17 protein-coding genes are annotated in these 18,551 nt (G+C 62.2%); 2 read left to right on the forward strand and 15 right to left on the reverse strand.

The features are described from left to right. Positions 1 to 20: 20 nt before the first annotated feature. From NKJ32_RS20700 to dusB, 6 genes are all read right to left on the reverse strand, one after another. A complete protein-coding gene (locus NKJ32_RS20700; RefSeq protein WP_352457488.1) occupies positions 21 to 884 on the reverse strand; it encodes a D-amino-acid transaminase in 864 nt (287 codons plus the stop codon). A gap of 88 nt (positions 885 to 972) precedes the next feature. Beyond that, complete coding sequence (gene ntrX / locus NKJ32_RS20705; RefSeq protein WP_023675072.1) at positions 973 to 2,334, reverse strand: nitrogen assimilation response regulator NtrX; 1,362 nt, start codon at positions 2,332 to 2,334, stop codon at positions 973 to 975. Continuing rightward, on the reverse strand, positions 2,324 to 4,609 hold the full coding sequence (locus NKJ32_RS20710; protein WP_352785039.1) for a sensor histidine kinase NtrY-like: 2,286 nt from the start codon (positions 4,607 to 4,609) through the stop codon (positions 2,324 to 2,326). The genes ntrX and NKJ32_RS20710 overlap by 11 nt, the downstream gene beginning before the upstream one ends. Positions 4,610 to 4,737: 128 nt before the next feature. Then, on the reverse strand, positions 4,738 to 6,198 hold the full coding sequence (gene ntrC / locus NKJ32_RS20715; RefSeq protein WP_023675074.1) for a nitrogen regulation protein NR(I): 1,461 nt from the start codon (positions 6,196 to 6,198) through the stop codon (positions 4,738 to 4,740). Then, complete coding sequence (locus tag NKJ32_RS20720) at positions 6,195 to 7,337, reverse strand: two-component system sensor histidine kinase NtrB (protein ID WP_023675075.1); 1,143 nt, start codon at positions 7,335 to 7,337, stop codon at positions 6,195 to 6,197. Before NKJ32_RS20720 ends, ntrC begins: the two co-directional genes overlap by 4 nt. After that, positions 7,334 to 8,359 (reverse strand): tRNA dihydrouridine synthase DusB, encoded by a 1,026-nt coding sequence (dusB, locus tag NKJ32_RS20725; RefSeq protein ID WP_352828689.1) that lies wholly within the window; start codon positions 8,357 to 8,359, stop codon positions 7,334 to 7,336. The genes NKJ32_RS20720 and dusB overlap by 4 nt, the downstream gene beginning before the upstream one ends. A 181-nt stretch (positions 8,360 to 8,540) precedes the next feature. On the opposite strand from dusB, the gene NKJ32_RS20730 reads away from it, so the two are divergent. Further along, positions 8,541 to 9,761 carry a bifunctional 2-C-methyl-D-erythritol 4-phosphate cytidylyltransferase/2-C-methyl-D-erythritol 2,4-cyclodiphosphate synthase gene (locus tag NKJ32_RS20730; protein ID WP_352593872.1) on the forward strand — a complete coding sequence of 407 codons (1,221 nt, stop codon included), beginning with the start codon at positions 8,541 to 8,543 and terminating at the stop codon, positions 9,759 to 9,761. Further along, the gene (locus NKJ32_RS20735) at positions 9,758 to 10,267 is read left to right on the forward strand and encodes a CinA family protein (RefSeq protein WP_352593871.1); all 510 of its coding nucleotides are present in this window, start codon (positions 9,758 to 9,760) and stop codon (positions 10,265 to 10,267) included. Before NKJ32_RS20730 ends, NKJ32_RS20735 begins: the two co-directional genes overlap by 4 nt. Here the strand turns inward: NKJ32_RS20735 and NKJ32_RS20740 are convergent. The 9 genes from NKJ32_RS20740 to pdhA all read right to left on the reverse strand — a co-directional run bounded on the left by NKJ32_RS20740 (position 10,243) and on the right by pdhA (position 18,509). Next, positions 10,243 to 10,704 (reverse strand): type II toxin-antitoxin system RatA family toxin, encoded by a 462-nt coding sequence (locus NKJ32_RS20740; RefSeq protein WP_352457493.1) that lies wholly within the window; start codon positions 10,702 to 10,704, stop codon positions 10,243 to 10,245. The two genes, NKJ32_RS20735 and NKJ32_RS20740, sit on opposite strands and share 25 nt — an antisense overlap. Before the next feature lie 12 nt (positions 10,705 to 10,716). Next, the gene (lipA, locus tag NKJ32_RS20745; protein WP_352457494.1) at positions 10,717 to 11,682 is read right to left on the reverse strand and encodes a lipoyl synthase; all 966 of its coding nucleotides are present in this window, start codon (positions 11,680 to 11,682) and stop codon (positions 10,717 to 10,719) included. Positions 11,683 to 11,819: 137 nt separating this feature from the next. Beyond that, a complete protein-coding gene (locus NKJ32_RS20750; protein ID WP_023675081.1) occupies positions 11,820 to 12,077 on the reverse strand; it encodes a GlsB/YeaQ/YmgE family stress response membrane protein in 258 nt (85 codons plus the stop codon). Positions 12,078 to 12,175: 98 nt separating this feature from the next. Next, positions 12,176 to 13,621 (reverse strand): dihydrolipoyl dehydrogenase, encoded by a 1,446-nt coding sequence (lpdA, locus tag NKJ32_RS20755; RefSeq protein ID WP_023675082.1) that lies wholly within the window; start codon positions 13,619 to 13,621, stop codon positions 12,176 to 12,178. Positions 13,622 to 13,632: 11 nt separating this feature from the next. Then, on the reverse strand, positions 13,633 to 14,271 hold the full coding sequence (locus tag NKJ32_RS20760) for an SGNH/GDSL hydrolase family protein (RefSeq protein WP_352785032.1): 639 nt from the start codon (positions 14,269 to 14,271) through the stop codon (positions 13,633 to 13,635). Continuing rightward, positions 14,268 to 14,687: a hypothetical protein gene (locus tag NKJ32_RS20765; protein ID WP_023675084.1), complete on the reverse strand. Its 420-nt coding sequence runs from the start codon at positions 14,685 to 14,687 to the stop codon at positions 14,268 to 14,270. The genes NKJ32_RS20760 and NKJ32_RS20765 overlap by 4 nt, the downstream gene beginning before the upstream one ends. Positions 14,688 to 14,705: 18 nt before the next feature. After that, positions 14,706 to 16,082, reverse strand: coding sequence for a pyruvate dehydrogenase complex dihydrolipoamide acetyltransferase (locus NKJ32_RS20770; RefSeq protein WP_352785027.1), 1,377 nt, complete (start codon positions 16,080 to 16,082; stop codon positions 14,706 to 14,708). An 18-nt stretch (positions 16,083 to 16,100) separates the two neighbouring features. Further along, positions 16,101 to 17,504 (reverse strand): pyruvate dehydrogenase complex E1 component subunit beta, encoded by a 1,404-nt coding sequence (locus tag NKJ32_RS20775; RefSeq protein WP_023675086.1) that lies wholly within the window; start codon positions 17,502 to 17,504, stop codon positions 16,101 to 16,103. 15 nt (positions 17,505 to 17,519) lie between these two features. Then, a complete protein-coding gene (pdhA, locus tag NKJ32_RS20780) occupies positions 17,520 to 18,509 on the reverse strand; it encodes a pyruvate dehydrogenase (acetyl-transferring) E1 component subunit alpha (RefSeq protein ID WP_352785352.1) in 990 nt (329 codons plus the stop codon). Positions 18,510 to 18,551: the final 42 nt, after the last annotated feature.

Genomic DNA, 18,551 nt, shown 5'->3' on the forward strand with positions numbered 1-18,551 from the left:
TCATTCCATCTGTGCGGTTATCAGGCTGGACTTTTTTCCGCAACGTCAAAAAAGGCCTGCCGTAATGAAACTGTTAGCGAGCCCGGGTGGCCGTTGGCGACGGGAGCGCCATCGATCGCCACCACCGGCATGGCAATCGTGGTCGCGGAGCTGATGAAAACCTCGCGCGCGGCCTTGGCTTCGGCCACGGAAAAACCGCGCTCCTCGATCTTCAGGCCGAGCTTGGCGGCCACGTCGAACAGCGTCGTACGGGTGATGCCGCGCAGGATGCCGTGCTCGGCCGGCCGCGTCACCAGCACGCCATCCCCGGTGATGATCCAGGCGTTCGACGATCCACCTTCCTTGACGGTGCCGTCGACATCGACGAACCAGGCCTCCTGAGCGCCGGCTTCCTTGGCTTTCTGCTTGGCCAGCACGTTCGGCAGCAGGCCGACCGACTTGATATCGACCCGATCCCACCGGTTCTCCGGCACCGTGATAACCCGGATCCCGCTCTCGGCCCGCTTCGCGGCAGCTGCAGGATCGGCTTTTTTGGCAGTCACCACCAGCGACGGCTTCGTGTCCGCCGGCGGGAAGAAAAACTCGCGGCTGGCGACGCCGCGTGTCACCTGGACATAGACCAGGCCGTCGACGACATGGTTGCGGCGCACCACCTCGCGCATGACGAGCGGCAGCACGCCGCGCGTGATCGGCCAATCGATCGAGAGTTCGGCAAGTGAGCGGTTCAATCGGGCGAGATGGCGCGGCATGTCGACGATGAAGCCTCGTGCCACCTCGCAGACCTCGTAGACGCCGTCGGCGAATTGATAGCCACGGTCCTCGATATGCACGGAAGCTTCGGCGTGAGCGACGTAGCGCCCGTTCACATACGCAATGCGCGGCATGGCTAATCCCTGAAAGAAGTCCAGCTTTCTTATGCGATTCCAAGACCGCCGTAACCGATAATTGGGTGGCCCACGACTGGTTTGGCTGTCAGACGCCCAGCGACTTCAGCTTGCGGTGCAATGCAGAGCGTTCCATGCCGATAAACTCTGCCGTCTTCGAGATATTGCCGCCAAAACGGTTGATCTGGGCGATCAGATAGTCCTTCTCGAATTGTTCGCGCGCTTCCCGCAGCGGCAGCGCCATTATGTGCTGATCGGATTTGTTTGGAGTGCGCGGCATGACGTCGCCGATCTCGGCAGGCAGGAGATCGGCGGTGATCGGCGCATCGACATCGTCGCCGCGCGCCAGGATCATCAGCCGCTCGACATTGTTGCGCAACTGGCGAACGTTGCCCGGCCAGTTATGCGCCTGCAGCACCGCCAGCGCGTCGTCGCCGATGCGGCGCGGCTTGATGCCGGCCTGGCGAGCGATCTGCTTCATGAAATTGTCGACCAGATAAGGAATGTCCTCGCGACGCTCGGCCAGTCCCGGCACCATGACCGGAACCACGGCCAGGCGATGATAAAGGTCCTCACGGAAACGGCCGTCGGCGATCATGGCTTCCAGGTTCTGCGAGGTCGACGAGACGATGCGCACGTCGACCTTGACCCGCTTGGTGCCCCCTACCCGCTCGAACTGCTGTTCGACCAGCACGCGCAGGATCTTGTTTTGCGTCTCGCGCGGCATGTCGGCCACTTCATCGATGTAGAGAATGCCGCGATGGGCTTCCTCCAGCGCGCCGACCTTGCGTTCGACGCCGTTCGATTCGGTGCCGAACAACTCGATCTCCATACGCTCAGGCGTGATGTTGGCGGCGCTCAGCGTCACAAACGGTGCACTCTTGCGCGCCGACAGTGCGTGGATGGCGCGCGCCGCCAGTTCTTTGCCCGAGCCGGAGGGGCCAATGATCATGACGCGGCTGTTGGTCGGCGCGACGCGCTCGATGGTCTGGCGCAATTGGCTCATTGCCGACGACATGCCGATGAGGTCGAAAGTCTCGCCGCTGCGCAGCTTGAGATCCGAAACCTCGCGTCTCAATTTGGAGGTTTCGAGCGCCCGTTCGGCAATGAGGATCAGCCTGTCGGCCTTGAATGGCTTTTCGATGAAATCATAGGCGCCGCGGCGGATGGCCGAGACTGCCGTTTCGATATTGCCGTGGCCCGAGATCATCACCACCGGCAGGTTCGGGTGCATCGTCTTGATCTCGTCCAGCAAGGCCAGGCCATCGAGCCGCGAGCCCTGCAGCCAGATGTCGAGGAAGACCAGCCTGGGTGCCCGGTCGGCAACCGCCGCAAGCGCGCTGTCGGCGTCAAACGCCGTGCGTGTTTCGTGACCTTCGTCGCTCAGGATACCGGCGACGAGTTCGCGGATGTCTTCCTCGTCATCGACGATGAGAATATCAGACGCCATTTCCGACCTTTTCAGTTTCTTTTTCGTGTTCCGTCTTGCCCTCGCCGCGTACCGGAACGGTGGCGGCAACCGGCAGGATGATGCTGATCATTGCACCCCGCCCATCGTGGAAGTCCGCTGGTGCATCGTGCAATTCGAGTCGCCCGCCATGGTCCTCCACGATCTTCTTGACGATAGCGAGGCCAAGCCCGGTGCCTTTCTCGCGTGTCGTCATGTAAGGCTCGAGCAAGCGCTGCCGGTTTTCGCGCGGCAAGCCCCTGCCGTTGTCGATGACGTCGATTCGAATCGCGCCATTCTGACGCCCGGCTTGAATCCGGATTATGCCGTGCGGACGATCCTCTGCATCAAGTCCGTCGATGGCTTCGGCAGCATTCTTGATGACGTTGCCGAACGCCTGCGCCATCAGGCGGCTGTCGAACGTGCCTTTGAGCGGCTCATTGCCAAAGACGCGCTCGAAGGTGATGTCGGCGCGGCTCACTTCGACCAGGAACGAGGCCTCGCGCAACGAATCGCGCAGATCGATGGCCTTCATTTCCGGTTTCGGCATGCGGGCGAACGCCGAGAACTCGTCGACCATGCGGCCGATGTCCTCCACTTGCCGGATGATGGTGTCGGTGCATTGATCGAAAACCTCACGGTCCTCGGTGATGACCTTGCCGTAACGGCGCTTGATACGCTCGGCCGAAAGCTGGATCGGCGTCAGTGGATTCTTGATCTCGTGGGCGATGCGCCGCGCCACGTCGGCCCATGCGGAGGAACGCTGTGCCTGGACCAGATCGGTAATGTCATCGACTGTAACGACGTAGGATTTATCCTCCGAACCGTCGTCGCCGGCTTCAATCGTGATCTGCACGTTGAAGGTCCGTTCGGTGCCGGCACGATAGAAGGTGACCTGTTCGCGATAGACCGGCTTGCCCGATTTGCGGCCGATCTCGAAGACGCGGCCGACATGCGGCAGCACGGCGGAAAGGTTCTGCCCAAGCGCTGCCGTGGCGGATATGGCCAGCATCGTTTCGGCCGAACGGTTGACGATGGTGACGATGCCATATGGATCGACGCCGATGACCCCGGCGGTGACGCCGGCAAGCACCGCCTCCGAAAAGCGCCGCCGCTCGTCGATCAAATCCTTGGCCGACAGGATCTCGTTGCGCTGCGATTTCAGCTCCATCAGCATCTTGTTGAAGGTGTCGCCGAGCGAGGCGACGTCACCGTCGGAGGGGCGGACAGGCACGGCTACGTCGAGATTGCCGGTAGCGACCTCATCGGCCGCGCCGATGAGCTGACGAATCGGCCGCACCAGGCGGTCGGCCACCGCAATGCCGGTCCAGATGGCGGACAGGATGATGATCAGCGTCAGCGACAGATAGGGAAGCGCGAAAGCCACTTGCGAGGTGCGGCGATTGTCTTCGAGACCGCGATATTCGGCGGTGTTGGATTTGACGATCTGCCGCGCCTTGATCACCTCGGGATCGACGAGGCGGATGGTGTAGAGATAGAGGCCGTCGATCTCGCGCAGCTTGACGATGGCACCCATGATGTTGCGGGTGCGCGGTTCTATCAGCACCGGCTTGCCGTCGGCAGCGCTTGCCACGGCGCCCTCAGGCGGCTCCGGCATGGCAAAGTCCGCGTCGGTCTTGGCGCTCATAACGAAGGAACCATCGGGCTTGATGAGTGCTGCGTGCGCCAGCGAGCGTCCCACCGCCTCCTTGTTCATGAGGTCGAGAAAACCGGTACGATCGAGGCCGTAAAGCGTGCGCGAAGCGTCGAGGTCGTAAGCCATCGACAACGTCGTGCCCTGAAGATTTCGCGCGTTTTCCTGCACATAGGCGTCAGCGATCGACAACGACGAATTGACGATCGTTTTGGTGCGGATCTCGAACCAGCGGTCGAGGCCGATGTCGAGCGTGATCGACGCGATGATCGCCACCATGATCGCGGGGATGGCGGCGACCAGCGCAAACATCGCCACTATGCGCACATGCAGGCGCGACGCAGCCTTGCCATGCCGTCGTGCCATCAGGATGCGATGCACCTCGCGGCCGACCAGCAAGATCAGAAACAGGACGAACGCCGCATTAAGCGCAATCAGCGCCAGCGTCGTCCTCGCGTCGGGCGTGATCGGCGTCGCGCCGACCAGAATGGCGAAGGAGATCGCCGCCGTCACCAGCGCACCGGCAACGGCGATCACGCCCGGCAGCGCAAGCAGCCGGCGACCGTCTCGCGCGCCCGTATTGCTGAAAAGCGATTTGCTCAGTGTCGGTGCCTGCAGGGCCATGTCGCCGTCTAGAGCCAGTGATTGCGTCGGATGTATGCAACGCATTGTGGCGATTATGCAACAAGTGTGGCCGAGACGGAAATCTTTCGGCAATCGATCCCCTGGAAAGCGCTCGTAAAGGGATTCGTCTAGACCTGCCTGGACGATTTGTAGACGTTGACGCCGAGTTCGCGAATCTTTTTGCGCAGCGTGTTGCGGTTGAGCCCCAGCAATTCCGCAGCCTTGATCTGGTTACCGCGCGTTGCGGTCATCGAGGCGAGGACCAGCGGGTATTCGACCTCGGAGAGGATTCGCTGATAGAGCCCGGCCGGGGGCAAGTCGCCGGCAAACGAGGCAAAATAGCGTTGCAGGAAATGCTCCACCGCCTGGCCGATGGAAAGGTCGTCGGGAATGAGGTTGCCGCCACCTGGAACGACAGGCCTTTCGCCGGTCTTCAACTCCGCCTCGATGATCTCGGCAGAAATCTCGTCCTGCGAATACAGTGCAGCCAGCCTGCGGATGAGGTTTTCGAGTTCGCGCACGTTGCCCGGCCATGGGTAGCGCTTCATCAGCTCGATGCCGCCGGTGGAAATGCGCTTGGTCTGCAGGCCTTCACTGGCGCCGAGCTTGAAGAAGTGCCGGACGAGGTCCGGAATGTCCTCCGATCGCTCGCGCAGCGCCGGCAGCCTGAGCGGCACAACGTTCAAGCGGTAGAACAGGTCCTCGCGGAAAAGCCCCTGATTGATCAGCGTGCGCAGGTCCTTGTTGGTGGCAGCGACGATGCGCACGTCAGTCTTGATCGGCGTGCGGCCGCCGACCGTGGTGTATTCGCCCTGCTGCAGCACACGCAGCAGCCGCGTCTGCGCTTCCATCGGCATGTCGCCGATCTCGTCGAGGAACAGCGTGCCGCCTTCGGCCTGCTCGAAACGGCCAGTGGAGCGGTTCTGTGCGCCGGTAAAGGCGCCCTTCTCGTGCCCGAATAGTTCCGATTCGATCAGGTCGCGTGGGATCGCCGCCATGTTGATGGCGACGAAGGGGCCACCACGACGACGGCCATATTCATGCAGCGCGCGCGCCACCAGTTCCTTGCCGGTACCCGATTCGCCCGAGATCATCACCGTCAGGTCGGTCTGCATCATGCGCGCCAGCATGCGGTAGATGTCCTGCATGGCCGCCGAGCGGCCGACCAGCGGCATGGTTTCAGGCGGCTCGTCGGCACGCGTATCGATCTTGGGCCGCCGCGGCTCGGAAAGCGCGCGGTTGACGATGTTGAGCAGCTCCGTCAGGTCGAACGGTTTCGGCAGATATTCATAGGCTCCGGTTTCGGAGGCCCGGATCGCAGTCATGAACGTGTTCTGCGCACTCATGACGATGACCGGCAGTTCCGGTCGCGCCTTCTTGATGCGCGGCAGCATGTCGAAGGCGTTCTCGTCAGGCATGACAACGTCGGTGATAACCAGATCGCCCTCGCCCGCCGCAACCCAGCGCCACAGCGTCGAAGCATTGGAGGTGACACGCACGTCGTGGCCGACGCGCGAAAGCGCCTGGTTGAGGACTGTGCGGATGGCCGCATCGTCGTCAGCGACGAGAATATTGCCGCGAACGGTCATTTGCGGTCTCCTTCACCGTCGTCGTCGGTGCCAAACTGAGTTTCTTTCCACGCCGGCATCAGAATACGGAAGGTGGTGCCGCGCGGCGTCGATTCGCATTCAATGATGCCGCCATGCTCGCCGACGATCTTTGCGACCAGCGCCAGACCGAGACCGGAGCCGTTCGGCTTGGTGGTGATGAAAGGATCGAACAGGATCGGCAGGATATCCTCGGAGACACCCGAACCGTTGTCGCGCACGCAGAATTCCAATGGCAGCGACACGCGGTCCTGCGTTCCGGGCACGGAAACACGGATGCCCGGGCGGAAGGCGGTCGACAGCATGATCTCGCCCTGCGGATCGCTGCCGATCGCCTCGGCGGCATTTTTTACCAGATTGAGGAACACTTGGATGAGCTGGTCGCGATTGGCAAAGACCGGAGGCAATGATGGATCATAATCCTCTAATATCTTGATCCTCTTGGCAAAACCGTTCTTGGCGATTGCTTTGACATGGTCGAGCACGACATGGATGTTGACGGGGTAGCGGTCGATCGGCCGCTCGTCGGAAAACACCTCCATGCGGTCGACCAGCGAGACAATGCGGTCGGTCTCGTCGGTGATCAGCCTGGTCAGTGCGCGATCCTCGTCGGACGCCGACAGCTCAAGCAGCTGCGCGGCTCCACGAATGCCGGACAGCGGGTTCTTGATCTCATGGGCAAGCATCGCGGCAAGGCCGGTGACCGAGCGCGCCGCACCGCGATGCGTCATCTGCCGGTCGATCTTATCGGCCATTGAGCGTTCCTGGAACATTACCACGACGGAGCCTGGAAATTCCGTCACAGGCGCGACGTAGAGATCGACCACCTTCTCGATGCCGAGCCGCGGCGACGACACGTCCACCCGGTATTCGTTGACTGGCGCCCGGCGCTCGCGCACCTGGTCGACAAGCGTCAGCAGCGGACTGCCGAAAGGAATGAGCTTGTGCAGCGTATTGCGCGCGAGCATCGTGGCGCTCGAACGGAAAAAATCCTCGGCATCGGCATTGGCGAAGGTGATGAAGCCTTGCGGATCGACCATGATCACCGGCCGGCGAATGGTGTTGAGCACAATATGCGCGGCGTCCGCCATATCCGTGCTCTGTGTGACGGTGGCGTTCATGCCGCACTCCGCAGGTTCGCCGCTTCGGGAGCGCTTGAAAATACGTCGCGCAGCAAGGAAATGACGCGCCCAGGCTCGAAAGACGTGAGTATGGCCTTGCGCCGGTCGTCGCTTGTGGCGGCGTGGCGGTCGAGATACCAGCCGAGATGCTTGCGCGCCTGGCGCAATCCGCTTTCCACGCCATAGAGCGTCAGCATGTCTTCGTAATGGGCAATGACGTAGTCGGACAGCGTTTGCGGGCTTTCCGGCATGCCGGATACTGGCTCGGCCAGCGCGGCCGCTACAATGCTGCCGGCGGTCCACGGCGCGCCATAGTGCGCACGGCCGATCATCACCGCGTCGGCGCCGGACTGGTCAAGGATCGACGCAGCCTCTGCCAGCGAGCCGACATCGCCATTGGCAACCACAGGGATCGAGACGGCCTGCTTGACGCGTGCAATGGCACGCCAGTCGGCCGTGCCCTGATAGAACTGGCAACGCGTGCGGCCGTGCACCGTCACCATCATCACCCCGGCCTGCTCAGCGCGTCGCGCCAGCATCGGCGCGTTGAGCGCGCCTTCGTCCCAGCCGAGCCGCATCTTGACCGTGACCGGCACGTCGACCGCGCCGAGTACCGCTTCGATCAGCGACAGCGCGTGGTCGAGGTCTCGCATCAGTGCCGAACCGGCATAGCCGCCCGTCACCTTCTTGGCCGGACAGCCCATATTGATGTCGATGATGTCGGCGCCTTCGCCGACCGCGATTCGCGCGCCCTCGGCCATGTGCACCGCCTCACGGCCGGCAAGCTGGACCATGTGGACAGGCAGCCCGGAATGACGGATGCGCAGGCCCGAGCCAGCCCTGCCCTTTGCAAGCTCCCCGCTCGCCACCATTTCCGAAACAACCAGCCCGGCGCCATGCGCATGGGCGCGCTGCCGGAACGGTTCGTCGGTGATGCCCGACATCGGCGCGAGAAACACGCGGTTGTGGATTCTCACGCCACCCACATCCAGCGGCGAAGCCAATTTGGTCACATCAGGCATGCACAAAAACCAAGCACCTTCGGTTGCTGCACATTCTCTAGCCAGAACGACGGCAATGTGCAACGCGCAATGTCGTGATATTAAGGCGCATTTGGGAAAAATACGGATCGCCGCACCGCATCAATCCTGGGTCTTCCAAAAGCGATACCACTTTTCGGGATCATGCGCTAAGCGTCTCGGCATGAGAGATGTGAGCGAAAAGCAAGCTGCGGACGACAAGGTCGCGGTGGTCATCGTTGCCGCCGGCCGCGGCGCGCGCGCCGGACAGGCCAAGGGGCCGAAGCAGTACCAGCAAATTGGCGGCGGCGCCGTTATCGCACGCACGCTCGGCGCCTTTCTGATGCATCCGAAGATTGGACCTGTCGTCGTTGCTATCCATGCCGACGACGGCGCGCTTTTTCGCCGTGCGGCGGGTGCGAACGCCGACCGTGTCGTCGCGGTGACCGGCGGTACGTCACGGCAGGAGTCCGTCCGGCTTGGACTGCTGGCGTTAAGAAGCCATGCGCCGGGCCGGGTGCTGATCCATGATGCGGCTCGGCCGTTTGTCGACGCGGAACTGATAGACCGCACGATCGCCGCCATTGGCGAGCGCCAGGGAGCACTGCCTGCCTTGCCCGTTGCCGATACGCTCAAGCGCGAAACGGCCGAAGGCATGATCGGCGAAACCGTGTCCAGGGCCGGGCTTCATGCCGCACAGACACCGCAAGGCTTTCCGTTCTGGCCGATCCTGGCTGCGCACGAAAAGGCTCATCATCTGGGCAAAGCGGATTTCACGGACGATGCGGCAATCGCCGAATGGGCGCATATTCCGGTGAAGATCGTTCCCGGCTCGCCGGACAATGTCAAACTGACCTGGGCAAGGGATATTGCGATGGCGGATCAGCGGCTTTCCGGGGGGGCACGTTTTCCGGACATCCGAACCGGCAATGGCTATGACGTCCATGCCTTCGAGCCCGGCGACCATGTCACCCTGTGCGGTGTAGCTATTCCGCACGGCAAGAAATTGTCCGGCCATTCGGATGCCGATGTCGGTCTCCACGCCTTGACCGACGCCCTGCTGGCCACCTGCGGCGCCGGTGACATCGGCACGCATTTCCCGCCCTCCGACCCGCAGTGGAAAGGGGCCGCTTCACGCATCTTCGTCGAACACGCGGTGAAGCTGGTGCGCGAGGGCGGCGGGCGCATTGCCAACGCCGACATCACCCTGATCTGCGAGGCGCCGCGCGTCGGCCCACATCGCGAGGCCATGACCGAAGCGCTTTCGGCAATGCTGCGAATTTCGCGCGATCGCATCTCGATCAAGGCGACAACCAATGAGAAGCTCGGCTTCGTCGGCCGTGAGGAAGGCATAGCGGCCATCGCGACTGCCAGCGTTGTGTTTCCAGGGGATGTCCCTGAATGAGCAATAGCGGTCTCGCAGATGTCCTGCTTAAGGCCTGCCAGCAGCGCGGCATGATGCTGGCGACGGCGGAGAGCTGCACCGGCGGCATGATCATCGCCGCGCTGACCGACATCGCCGGCTCTTCCGCGGTGGTCGATCGCGGCTTCATCACCTATTCCAACCGGGCCAAGACCGAGATGCTCGGCGTCTCGGCCGCTACGCTCGAGGCGCACGGCGCGGTCTCGCGCGAGACTGCGGTGGAGATGGCGGCCGGAGCCTTGACGCATTCGCCGGCCGGGCTCGCCCTGGCGGTGACCGGCATCGCCGGTCCGGACGGCGGCTCTGCGGAAAAACCTGTCGGCCTGGTCTGGTTCGGCGTTGCCGTGGCTGGCCGGCCGGTAGTCAGCGAATGCCAGCTGTTCGCCGACAAGGGCCGTGATTTCATCCGCCGGGAGACGGTCCGACATGCGCTTGAACTGGGTCTACGCGCGCTCGCCGCGGATCAGGCTGCCGATGGCGCGCCGTAGATGATTTCGGCACGTTTCTCGAACGCCTCGGAGAACATGCGGAAGGCGCGGTCGAACATGGTTCCCATGAGCGCACCCAGAATGCGGCTCTTGAACTCATAGTCGATAAAGAAACAGACGTTGCAACCGCCGCCGTCCGCCGGGTCGAAGCGCCAGACATTGCTGAGATATTTGAACGGGCCGTCGATATATTTGACGTCGATGGCGTTCTCGTCAGGCTTCAGCAGCACCTGCGTGGTGAAAGTCTCGCGGATCGCCTTGTAGCCGATGCTCATGTCCGCGATGAGCAGGGTGCGTCCGTTGCGTTCCTTGCGCGAACGAACCGTAAGTGCCTCGCAAAGCGGCAGGAATTGCGGATAGGATTCGATATCGGCAACCAGAGCGAACATCTGTTCCGGCGTATGCGCAACGCGGCGATGGGCTTCGAATTGTGGCATGAAACCAGTGGGTTAGGCGGACTTCCTGAGAAACGCTTCGCGCGCCGCGCGCAACCTGGCAAAGTCGTCCCCGGCGTGGTGCGACGAGCGCGTCAGCGGGCTCGACGCCACCAGCAGGAAGCCCTTGGTCCTGCCGATCGTCTCAAAGGACTTGAATTCCTCCGGCGTGACGAAGCGGATCACCGGATGGTGCTTCTTCGACGGCTGCAGATATTGGCCGATGGTCATGAAGTCGACATTGGCCGAACGCAAATCGTCCATCAGCTGCAGGATTTCGTTCCGCTCCTCGCCAAGGCCGACCATGATGCCGGACTTGGTGAAGATCGAGGGGTCGAGTTCCTTGACCCGCTGCAAGAGCCTGATGGAGTGGAAATAGCGCGCGCCCGGCCGAACCGTCAGATAGTTAGACGGCACGGTCTCGAGATTATGGTTGAAAACATCCGGCTTGGCCGCCACGACGATCTCCAGCGCACCGTCCTTGCGCAGGAAATCGGGCGTCAGGATTTCGATCGTCGTCGACGGGGTTGCTGCCCTGATCGCACGGATGACATCGGCAAAATGCTGGGCCCCGCCATCGGCGAGATCGTCGCGATCGACGGAGGTGATGACGACATGGCTCAAGCCCATTTGCTTGACCGCATGCGCGACACGCGCCGGCTCGTCGGGATCGAGTGCGGTCGGGATGCCGGTGGCGACATTGCAAAAGGCGCAGGCCCGCGTGCAGATCTCGCCCATGATCATGAAGGTGGCGTGCTTCTTCTCCCAGCACTCGCCGATATTGGGGCAGCCCGCCTCTTCGCAAACCGTCACCAGTTTGTGAGACTTCACGATTTCGCGCGTCTCGGCATAGCCTTTCGACATCGGCGCCTTGACGCGGATCCAGTCAGGCTTGCGCAGTACGTCCTGATCCGGCTTGTGCGCCTTTTCGGGATGCCGCAGGCGCGGCGCATTGGCAATCGTGTCGAGGACGGTGACCATGTGAAACCCGGCTCATTGGCAAGCGCTTGTCCAGCGCTCGCTCTACCCACGTCATCTAGGACTTTTCGGCGAAAAGAAAAAGGCCGCGATCACGCATGCCGCGGTGGCCTTTTTCGCATAGCAAGTGCCGACAGAGGTTAGCGGCGCACCAGTCGTCCGACCGCAATCAGAATGCAGGCACCGATGAAGCCGGTGATCAGATAGGCTATCCAGCCGACGCCGAAGATGCCGATGTTCAGGGCCTGCAAGATGGCATTCAACACGATTGCGCCGACAATGCCGAGAACGATGTTCATGAGGATGCCGGTATTGCTCTTCATGACCATCTCGGCGAGCCATCCCGCCAGGCCGCCGATGATGATGGCTGCAACCCAGCCCACGCCGTTCATTTCCATATGCCCTCTCCTTGTATGATGGATGATGCCTGCGAAACGAATTGCTCTGCCGTCGAGTTCCTTTGTGTCTTCCGTGTGAGACTCGCCCAACTAATTTATCATGCATTCAGTGCGCGGCCATAGGCGTCGAGTACACTCTCCTTCATCATCTCCGACAGCGTCGGGTGCGGGAAGATCGTGTGCATCAGCTCTTCCTCGGTGGTCTCCAGATTCATCGCCACGACGAAGCCCTGGATCAGTTCGGTTACTTCTGCGCCGACCATGTGGGCACCCAGCAACTGGCCGGTCTTCTTGTCGAAAATGGTCTTGACGAAGCCTTGGTCCTCGCCGAGCGCAATCGCCTTGCCGTTTGCGGCGAACTGGAAGCGGCCGACGCGGATGTCCTTGCCATCGGCGTTCGCTTTGGCTTCCGTCAGTCCGACCGAGGCGACTTGCGGATTGCAATAGGTGCAGCCCGGGATCTTCAGCTTGTCAATGGCATGCACGCCGGGGAAATTGGCGATCTTTTCCACGCACACCACGCCCTCATGCTCGGCCTTGTGGGCGAGCATCGGCGGTCCGGCGACATCGCCGATGGCATAGATGCCGGGCACGTTGGTCTTGCCGTAGCCGTCGACGACGACGCAGCCGCGTTCGGTCTTCACGCCGAGCGCCTCGAGGCCGAGATTCTCGATGTTGCCCTGTACGCCGACGGCCGAGATCATGCGGTCGGCGGTGATCTTCTCGACCTTGCCGTCCTTCATCTCGACATGCGCGGTGACCGAGTTAGTGCCCTTCTCGACCTTGGTCACCTTGGCTTCTAAGATGATCTTCATGCCCTGCTTCTCGAACTGCTTCTGCGCGAATTTCGAGACCTCGGCGTCCTCGACCGGCATCACAGCCGGCAGCAGTTCGACCACCGTCACCTCGGCGCCCATGGTGCGGTAGAACGAGGCGAACTCGATGCCGATGGCGCCCGAGCCCATCACCAGCAGCGATTTCGGCATCTCTTTCGGCACCATCGCCTCGAAATAGGTCCAGATCAACTTGCCGTCAGGCTCGATGCCGGGCAGCGCGCGCGGCCTGGCGCCGGTCGCCAGGATGATGTGCTTGGCGCTATAGGTGCCCTCGCCCTTGACGCCCTTGGGCGCCGGCGGCTGCGGCTCCATCGGCTTCTTCGACGATTTCGACACGACGATCTCGCCAGGTTTGGTCAGCTTGGCTTCGCCCCAGATGACGTCGACCTTGTTCTTCTTCATCAGGAAGCCGACGCCGCCGTTGAGCCGCAGCGAGACCTTTCGCGAGCGATCGACGACGGCGGCTGTGTCGACGCCGACCTTGCCATCGATCTTCAGGCCGTAGTCCTTCAGATGATCCGAATAGTGCATGATCTCGGCGGAGCGCAGCAGCGCTTTGGTCGGAATGCAGCCCCAGTTGAGGCAGATGCCGCCCAAGTGCTCGCGCTCGACGATCGCCGTCTTGAAGCCAAGCTGGGCCGAACGCACTGCAGTGACATAGCCGCCGGGGCCGGAGCCGATGATGATGACGTCGTAGTTCTCAGCCACGGCTTTCTCCTTCACAATTCCAACATGAGGCGCGCGAGCGGCGCCAGCGCTTGCCCGACGTTCCGCGTGTTTTCCGCGTCCAGGTGGACGCCGTCGAGCGGCGTGGTTTTGGCCACCGTGCCGGCATCGAAGAAGCCGCAGCCGGCCTCGTCGGCAAGGGCGGAATATTGCGGCGCCAGCCGCTTTGACGCGTCATCGCCGCCGGCGAACATTTCCTTGAACTCGGCGTTTTCCGTGCGGCTGACTACGGGCGGCGCGACGATCAGGATCTGCGGCGCCGGCCAATCGAACGGGTAATCATGACCGCGCACGATATCGATCAGGCGTTGCATACCTTGTTTGGCCGCGACCGGATTACCGTGAATCCACGGCTTCATATCGTTGGCGCCGAGCATGATGACGATCAAGTCGATCGGCGCATGCGTCGTCAGGATTGTTGGCAACAGCCTTGCGCCATTGCGGTCCGCTCCGGCCAAGTGATCGTCAAAGGCGGTGGTTCGGCCATTCAGGCCTTCGGCGATGACCTCGACGCCGCTGCCCAATGCCGCCTGCAGCACGCTCGGCCAGCGATCTTCCAGCGGATGCCGGCCGAGGTTTGCCGCGTCATAGCCCCAGGTAAGCGAATCGCCGTAGCAGAGGACCGTCTTCATGTGCCTGCCCCGCCGAAACCTGGTTGCGAGCGCGCCAATCGCCAGCGCACGAAAAGCCACTGGACCAGCACCGTAGCGATGCCTGGCAGGACGAGACCGGCGACGATAGGAAGATCGCCCGACCACTCGCGCTTGCCCGGCGGCTGGGAGAAAGTCCAGCCGATCAGGGAAACTCCAACGAGCACAAAAGATGCTACCCCTATGGTCGCGGTCAGTTTTGTTGCCCGTCGTGGGTCCGACATGAATTGTGCGATGAAGAATGCGAGCGTCGCGAAGATGGTGACGAGAGCCGAGATCATGAATACAAGGATGTACTCCACGTCGGCCTTGGTGGCGACGGCGAGCCACTGCACCACCAATCCGCCGGCCAAACCGGAAAGAAAGAAGGCAAAAAGGCTGGTGAAGAATTTCCGCACCGCCCTGTTTCCCTTCTCTTAAACCAGCATGCCCATTGGATTTTCGATCATACGCTTGAAGGCGACGAGCAGCTCGGCGCCGAGCGCACCGTCGACGGCGCGGTGATCGGTCGACAGCGTCACCGACATGATTGTGGCGATCTTGATCTCGCCGTTCTTGACCACTGCGCGTTGCTCGCCGGCGCCGACCGCAAGGATCGTCGCATGCGGCGGGTTGATGACGGCAGAAAAATCCTTGATGCCGAACATGCCGAGATTGGACACCGCCGTGGTGCCGCCCTGATATTCTTCCGGCTTCAGCTTGCGGCTGCGGGCGCGGCCGGCAAGATCCTTCATCTCGTTGGAGATGACGGACATCGTCTTTTCGTCAGCACGCCGGATGATCGGGGTGATCAGGCCGCCGGGGATCGATACGGCAACGCCGACATCGGCGTGCTTGTGTTTGATCATGGCGTTTTCTGTCCACGACGCATTGGCATCCGGAACCGCCATCAGCGCCATGGCAAGAGCCTTGATGACCATGTCGTTGACCGACAGCTTGTAGGCCGGCGTTTCGCCCTTCTCGGTCTTCTTCACCGGCGCGGCCGCATTGATCTGCGTGCGCAGGGCCAGAAGTGCGTCGAGCTCGCAGTCGAGCGTCAGATAGAAATGCGGGATGGTGGTCTTGGCTTCGACCAGCCGCCTCGCAATGGTCTTGCGCATATTGTCGTGCGGGATCAGCTCGTAGGAGCCTTCGGCAAACAGTTTGAGCACCTGCTCGTCCGACATCGCCTTGGGTGCTGCGGCCGCAGGTGCCGGAGCGCCGGCGGGCGCCGCTTTTGCTGCTGGTGCCGCCTTGGCGCCGCCACTGGAAATTGCGGCATCGACATCGGCCTTTACTACGCGGCCGCGGGGGCCGGAGCCTGTCAGCGCCGCGACATCGACGCCGGCTTCCCTGGCAATGCGCCGGGCCAGCGGCGAGGCGAAGATGCGCTCACCGCTTGCGTGGCCGTTGGCGACCGGCACCGCTTCCGCCTTAGGCGCAGGTGCGGCAGGCCCCTGCTTCGACGCTTCGGGCTTTGATGTTTCAGCTTTGGGGGCTTCCGCTTTCGGAGCCTCAGCCTTGGCCGGCGCAGCGCCATCACCGCTTTTGGCGGCAGAAGCAGCATCCTCGCCCTCGGCAGCCAGCACCGCGATCAGCGCATTGACCTTGACGCCTTCTGTGCCGGCCGGAACCACCAGCTTGGCGACCGTGCCCTCGTCGACGGCTTCGACTTCCATCGTCGCCTTGTCGGTCTCGATCTCGGCAATCACGTCGCCGGGCGAAACTTTATCGCCTTCCTTGACCAGCCACTTGGAAAGATTGCCCTCTTCCATTGTGGGCGACAGCGCCGGCATGGTGATGTTGATCGGCATTTTGTCCTCCCGCCCTGCTCAGCGATACGTGACGGCTTTGACCGCCTCGACGACCTCGCCGACATTGGGCAGCGCCAGCTTTTCGAGGTTCGCCGCATAGGGCATCGGCACGTCCTTGCCGGCAATTGTAATGACCGGTGCATCGAGGAAATCGAAGGCGCGCTGCGAGACCTGATTGGCGATATGGTCGCCGACCGAGTTCTGCGGAAAGCCTTCCTCGACCACCACGAGGCGATTGGTCTTTTTGACCGAGGCGACGATGGTGTCGAAGTCGAGCGGGCGGATGGTGCGCAAGTCGATGATCTCGGCATCGATGCCCATGCCGCGCAACTCCGCCTCCGCCTTGAGCGCGTAGGTCATGCCGATGCCGAACGAGACGATGGTCACGTCCTTGCCGGATTTGTGAATGCGCGCCTTGCCGATCGGCAGCACGAAATCGTCCATCTTCGGCACGTCGAAGGAGTGGCCGTAAAGGATTTCGTTCTCGAGGAAGATGACCGGGTTCGGGTCGCGGATCGCCGCCTTGAGCAGACCCTTGGCGTCGGCGGCGGTATAAGGCATCACCACCTTCAATCCAGGAATATGGCTGTACCAGGCGGCATAGCACTGCGAATGCTGCGCGGCGACGCGGGCAGCAGCGCCGTTCGGGCCGCGAAAGACGATCGGGGCGCCCATCTGGCCGCCGGACATGTAGAGCGTCTTGGCGGCTGAATTGATGATCTGGTCGATCGCCTGCATGGCGAAGTTGAAGGTCATGAATTCGACGATCGGCTTCAGGCCGGCCATCGCCGCGCCAACACCAACGCCGGCAAAGCCGTGCTCGGTGATCGGCGTGTCGACCACGCGTCTCGGACCGAATTCCTGCAACAGGCCCTGTGTGATCTTGTAGGCGCCCTGGTACTCGGCGACTTCCTCGCCCATGACAAAGACGTCGCCGTCGCGGCGCATTTCCTCCGCCATTGCGTCGCGCAAGGCTTCACGCACTGTGGTCGAGACCATTTCGGTGCCGGCCGGGATGTCCGGATCGGCGGCAATTTCCAACCTGGGCGCAGCGGCAACAGGTGCTGCCGCTTCGCTCTTGGCCGCAGCAGCCGCGGGGGCCGGAGCGGCAGCGGGCGCTGCTGCTTGCGCCTCAACAGCCTCCTCGCCGATACCTTCGCCTGCCTCGTCGATGTCTTCGCCATCGACGGCCAGCACAGCGATCAGCGTGTTGACCTTGACACCTTCGGTGCCGGCAGGAACCACGATCTTGGCAAGCGTGCCGTCGTCCACGGCTTCGACTTCCATCGTTGCCTTGTCGGTCTCAATCTCGGCAATGGCGTCACCCGCCGCGACCTTGTCGCCCTCTTTCTTCAACCACTTGGAAACATTACCCTCTTCCATGGTCGGCGAGAGGGCGGGCATGAGAATTTCGATCGGCATGTCCTTGCCCTCTCGTTAAAGTACGATGTCGGTCCAGAGCTCGGACGGATCCGGCTCCGCGTCGTTCTGGGCAAATTCTGCGGCGTCGGCGACAACGTCGCGGACTTCCTTGTCGATGACCTTGAGCTCGTCCTCGCTTGCCCATTTCTTGTCGAGCAGCCGCGCTTTGACCTGCTCGATCGGGTCACGTTCGGAGCGCATTTTCTGCACTTCTTCCTTGGAGCGGTATTTTGCCGGATCCGACATCGAATGGCCGCGGTAACGATAGGTCTGCATTTCGAGAATGAGCGGCCCGTTGCCGGCGCGGCACCATTCGGCGGCGAGGTCGCCGGCTGCCTTTACAGCGCGCACATCCATGCCGTCGACCTGGATGCCTGGAATCTTGAAGGACGCGCCGCGGTGCGAGAAATCCGTCTCGGCCGACGAGCGCGAGACCGAGGTACCCATGGCGTAGCGGTTGTTCTCGATGATGTAGATCACCGGAAGCTTCCACAGCGAGGCCATGTTGAAGCTTTCGTAGACCTGGCCCTGGTTCGCCGCGCCATCGCCGAAATAGGTCAGCGTCACATTGTTGTTGCCGCGATAGCGGTTGGCGAAGGCAATGCCGGTGCCGAGCGACACTTGCGCGCCGACGATGCCGTGGCCGCCGTAAAAATGCTTCTCCTTGGAGAACATGTGCATGGAGCCGCCTTTGCCTCTCGACAGGCCGCTACGGCGCCCGGTCAGTTCGGCCATGACGCCGCGCGGTGACAACTCCATGGCCAGCATATGACCATGGTCGCGATAGGCGGTGATCATCTGGTCGCCGTCGATCAGCGCCATCTTCATGCCGGTAACGACCGCTTCCTGGCCGATGTAGAGGTGGCAGAAACCGCCAATGAGGCCCATGCCGTAAAGCTGGCCGGCCTTTTCCTCGAAGCGGCGGATGAGCAGCATGTGCCGGTAGGCGGCAAGCTCCTGGTCTTTGGTGAATTCAACAGGCTTCGGGGTGGAAAGGCCCGGCATCTTGCCGTCTGATTTGGATTTGGCAGGCGCTTTTCTGGTGGC

It is taken from the genome of Mesorhizobium sp. M0159, assembly GCF_040322295.1.
Classification (GTDB): Bacteria; Pseudomonadota; Alphaproteobacteria; order Rhizobiales; family Rhizobiaceae; genus Mesorhizobium.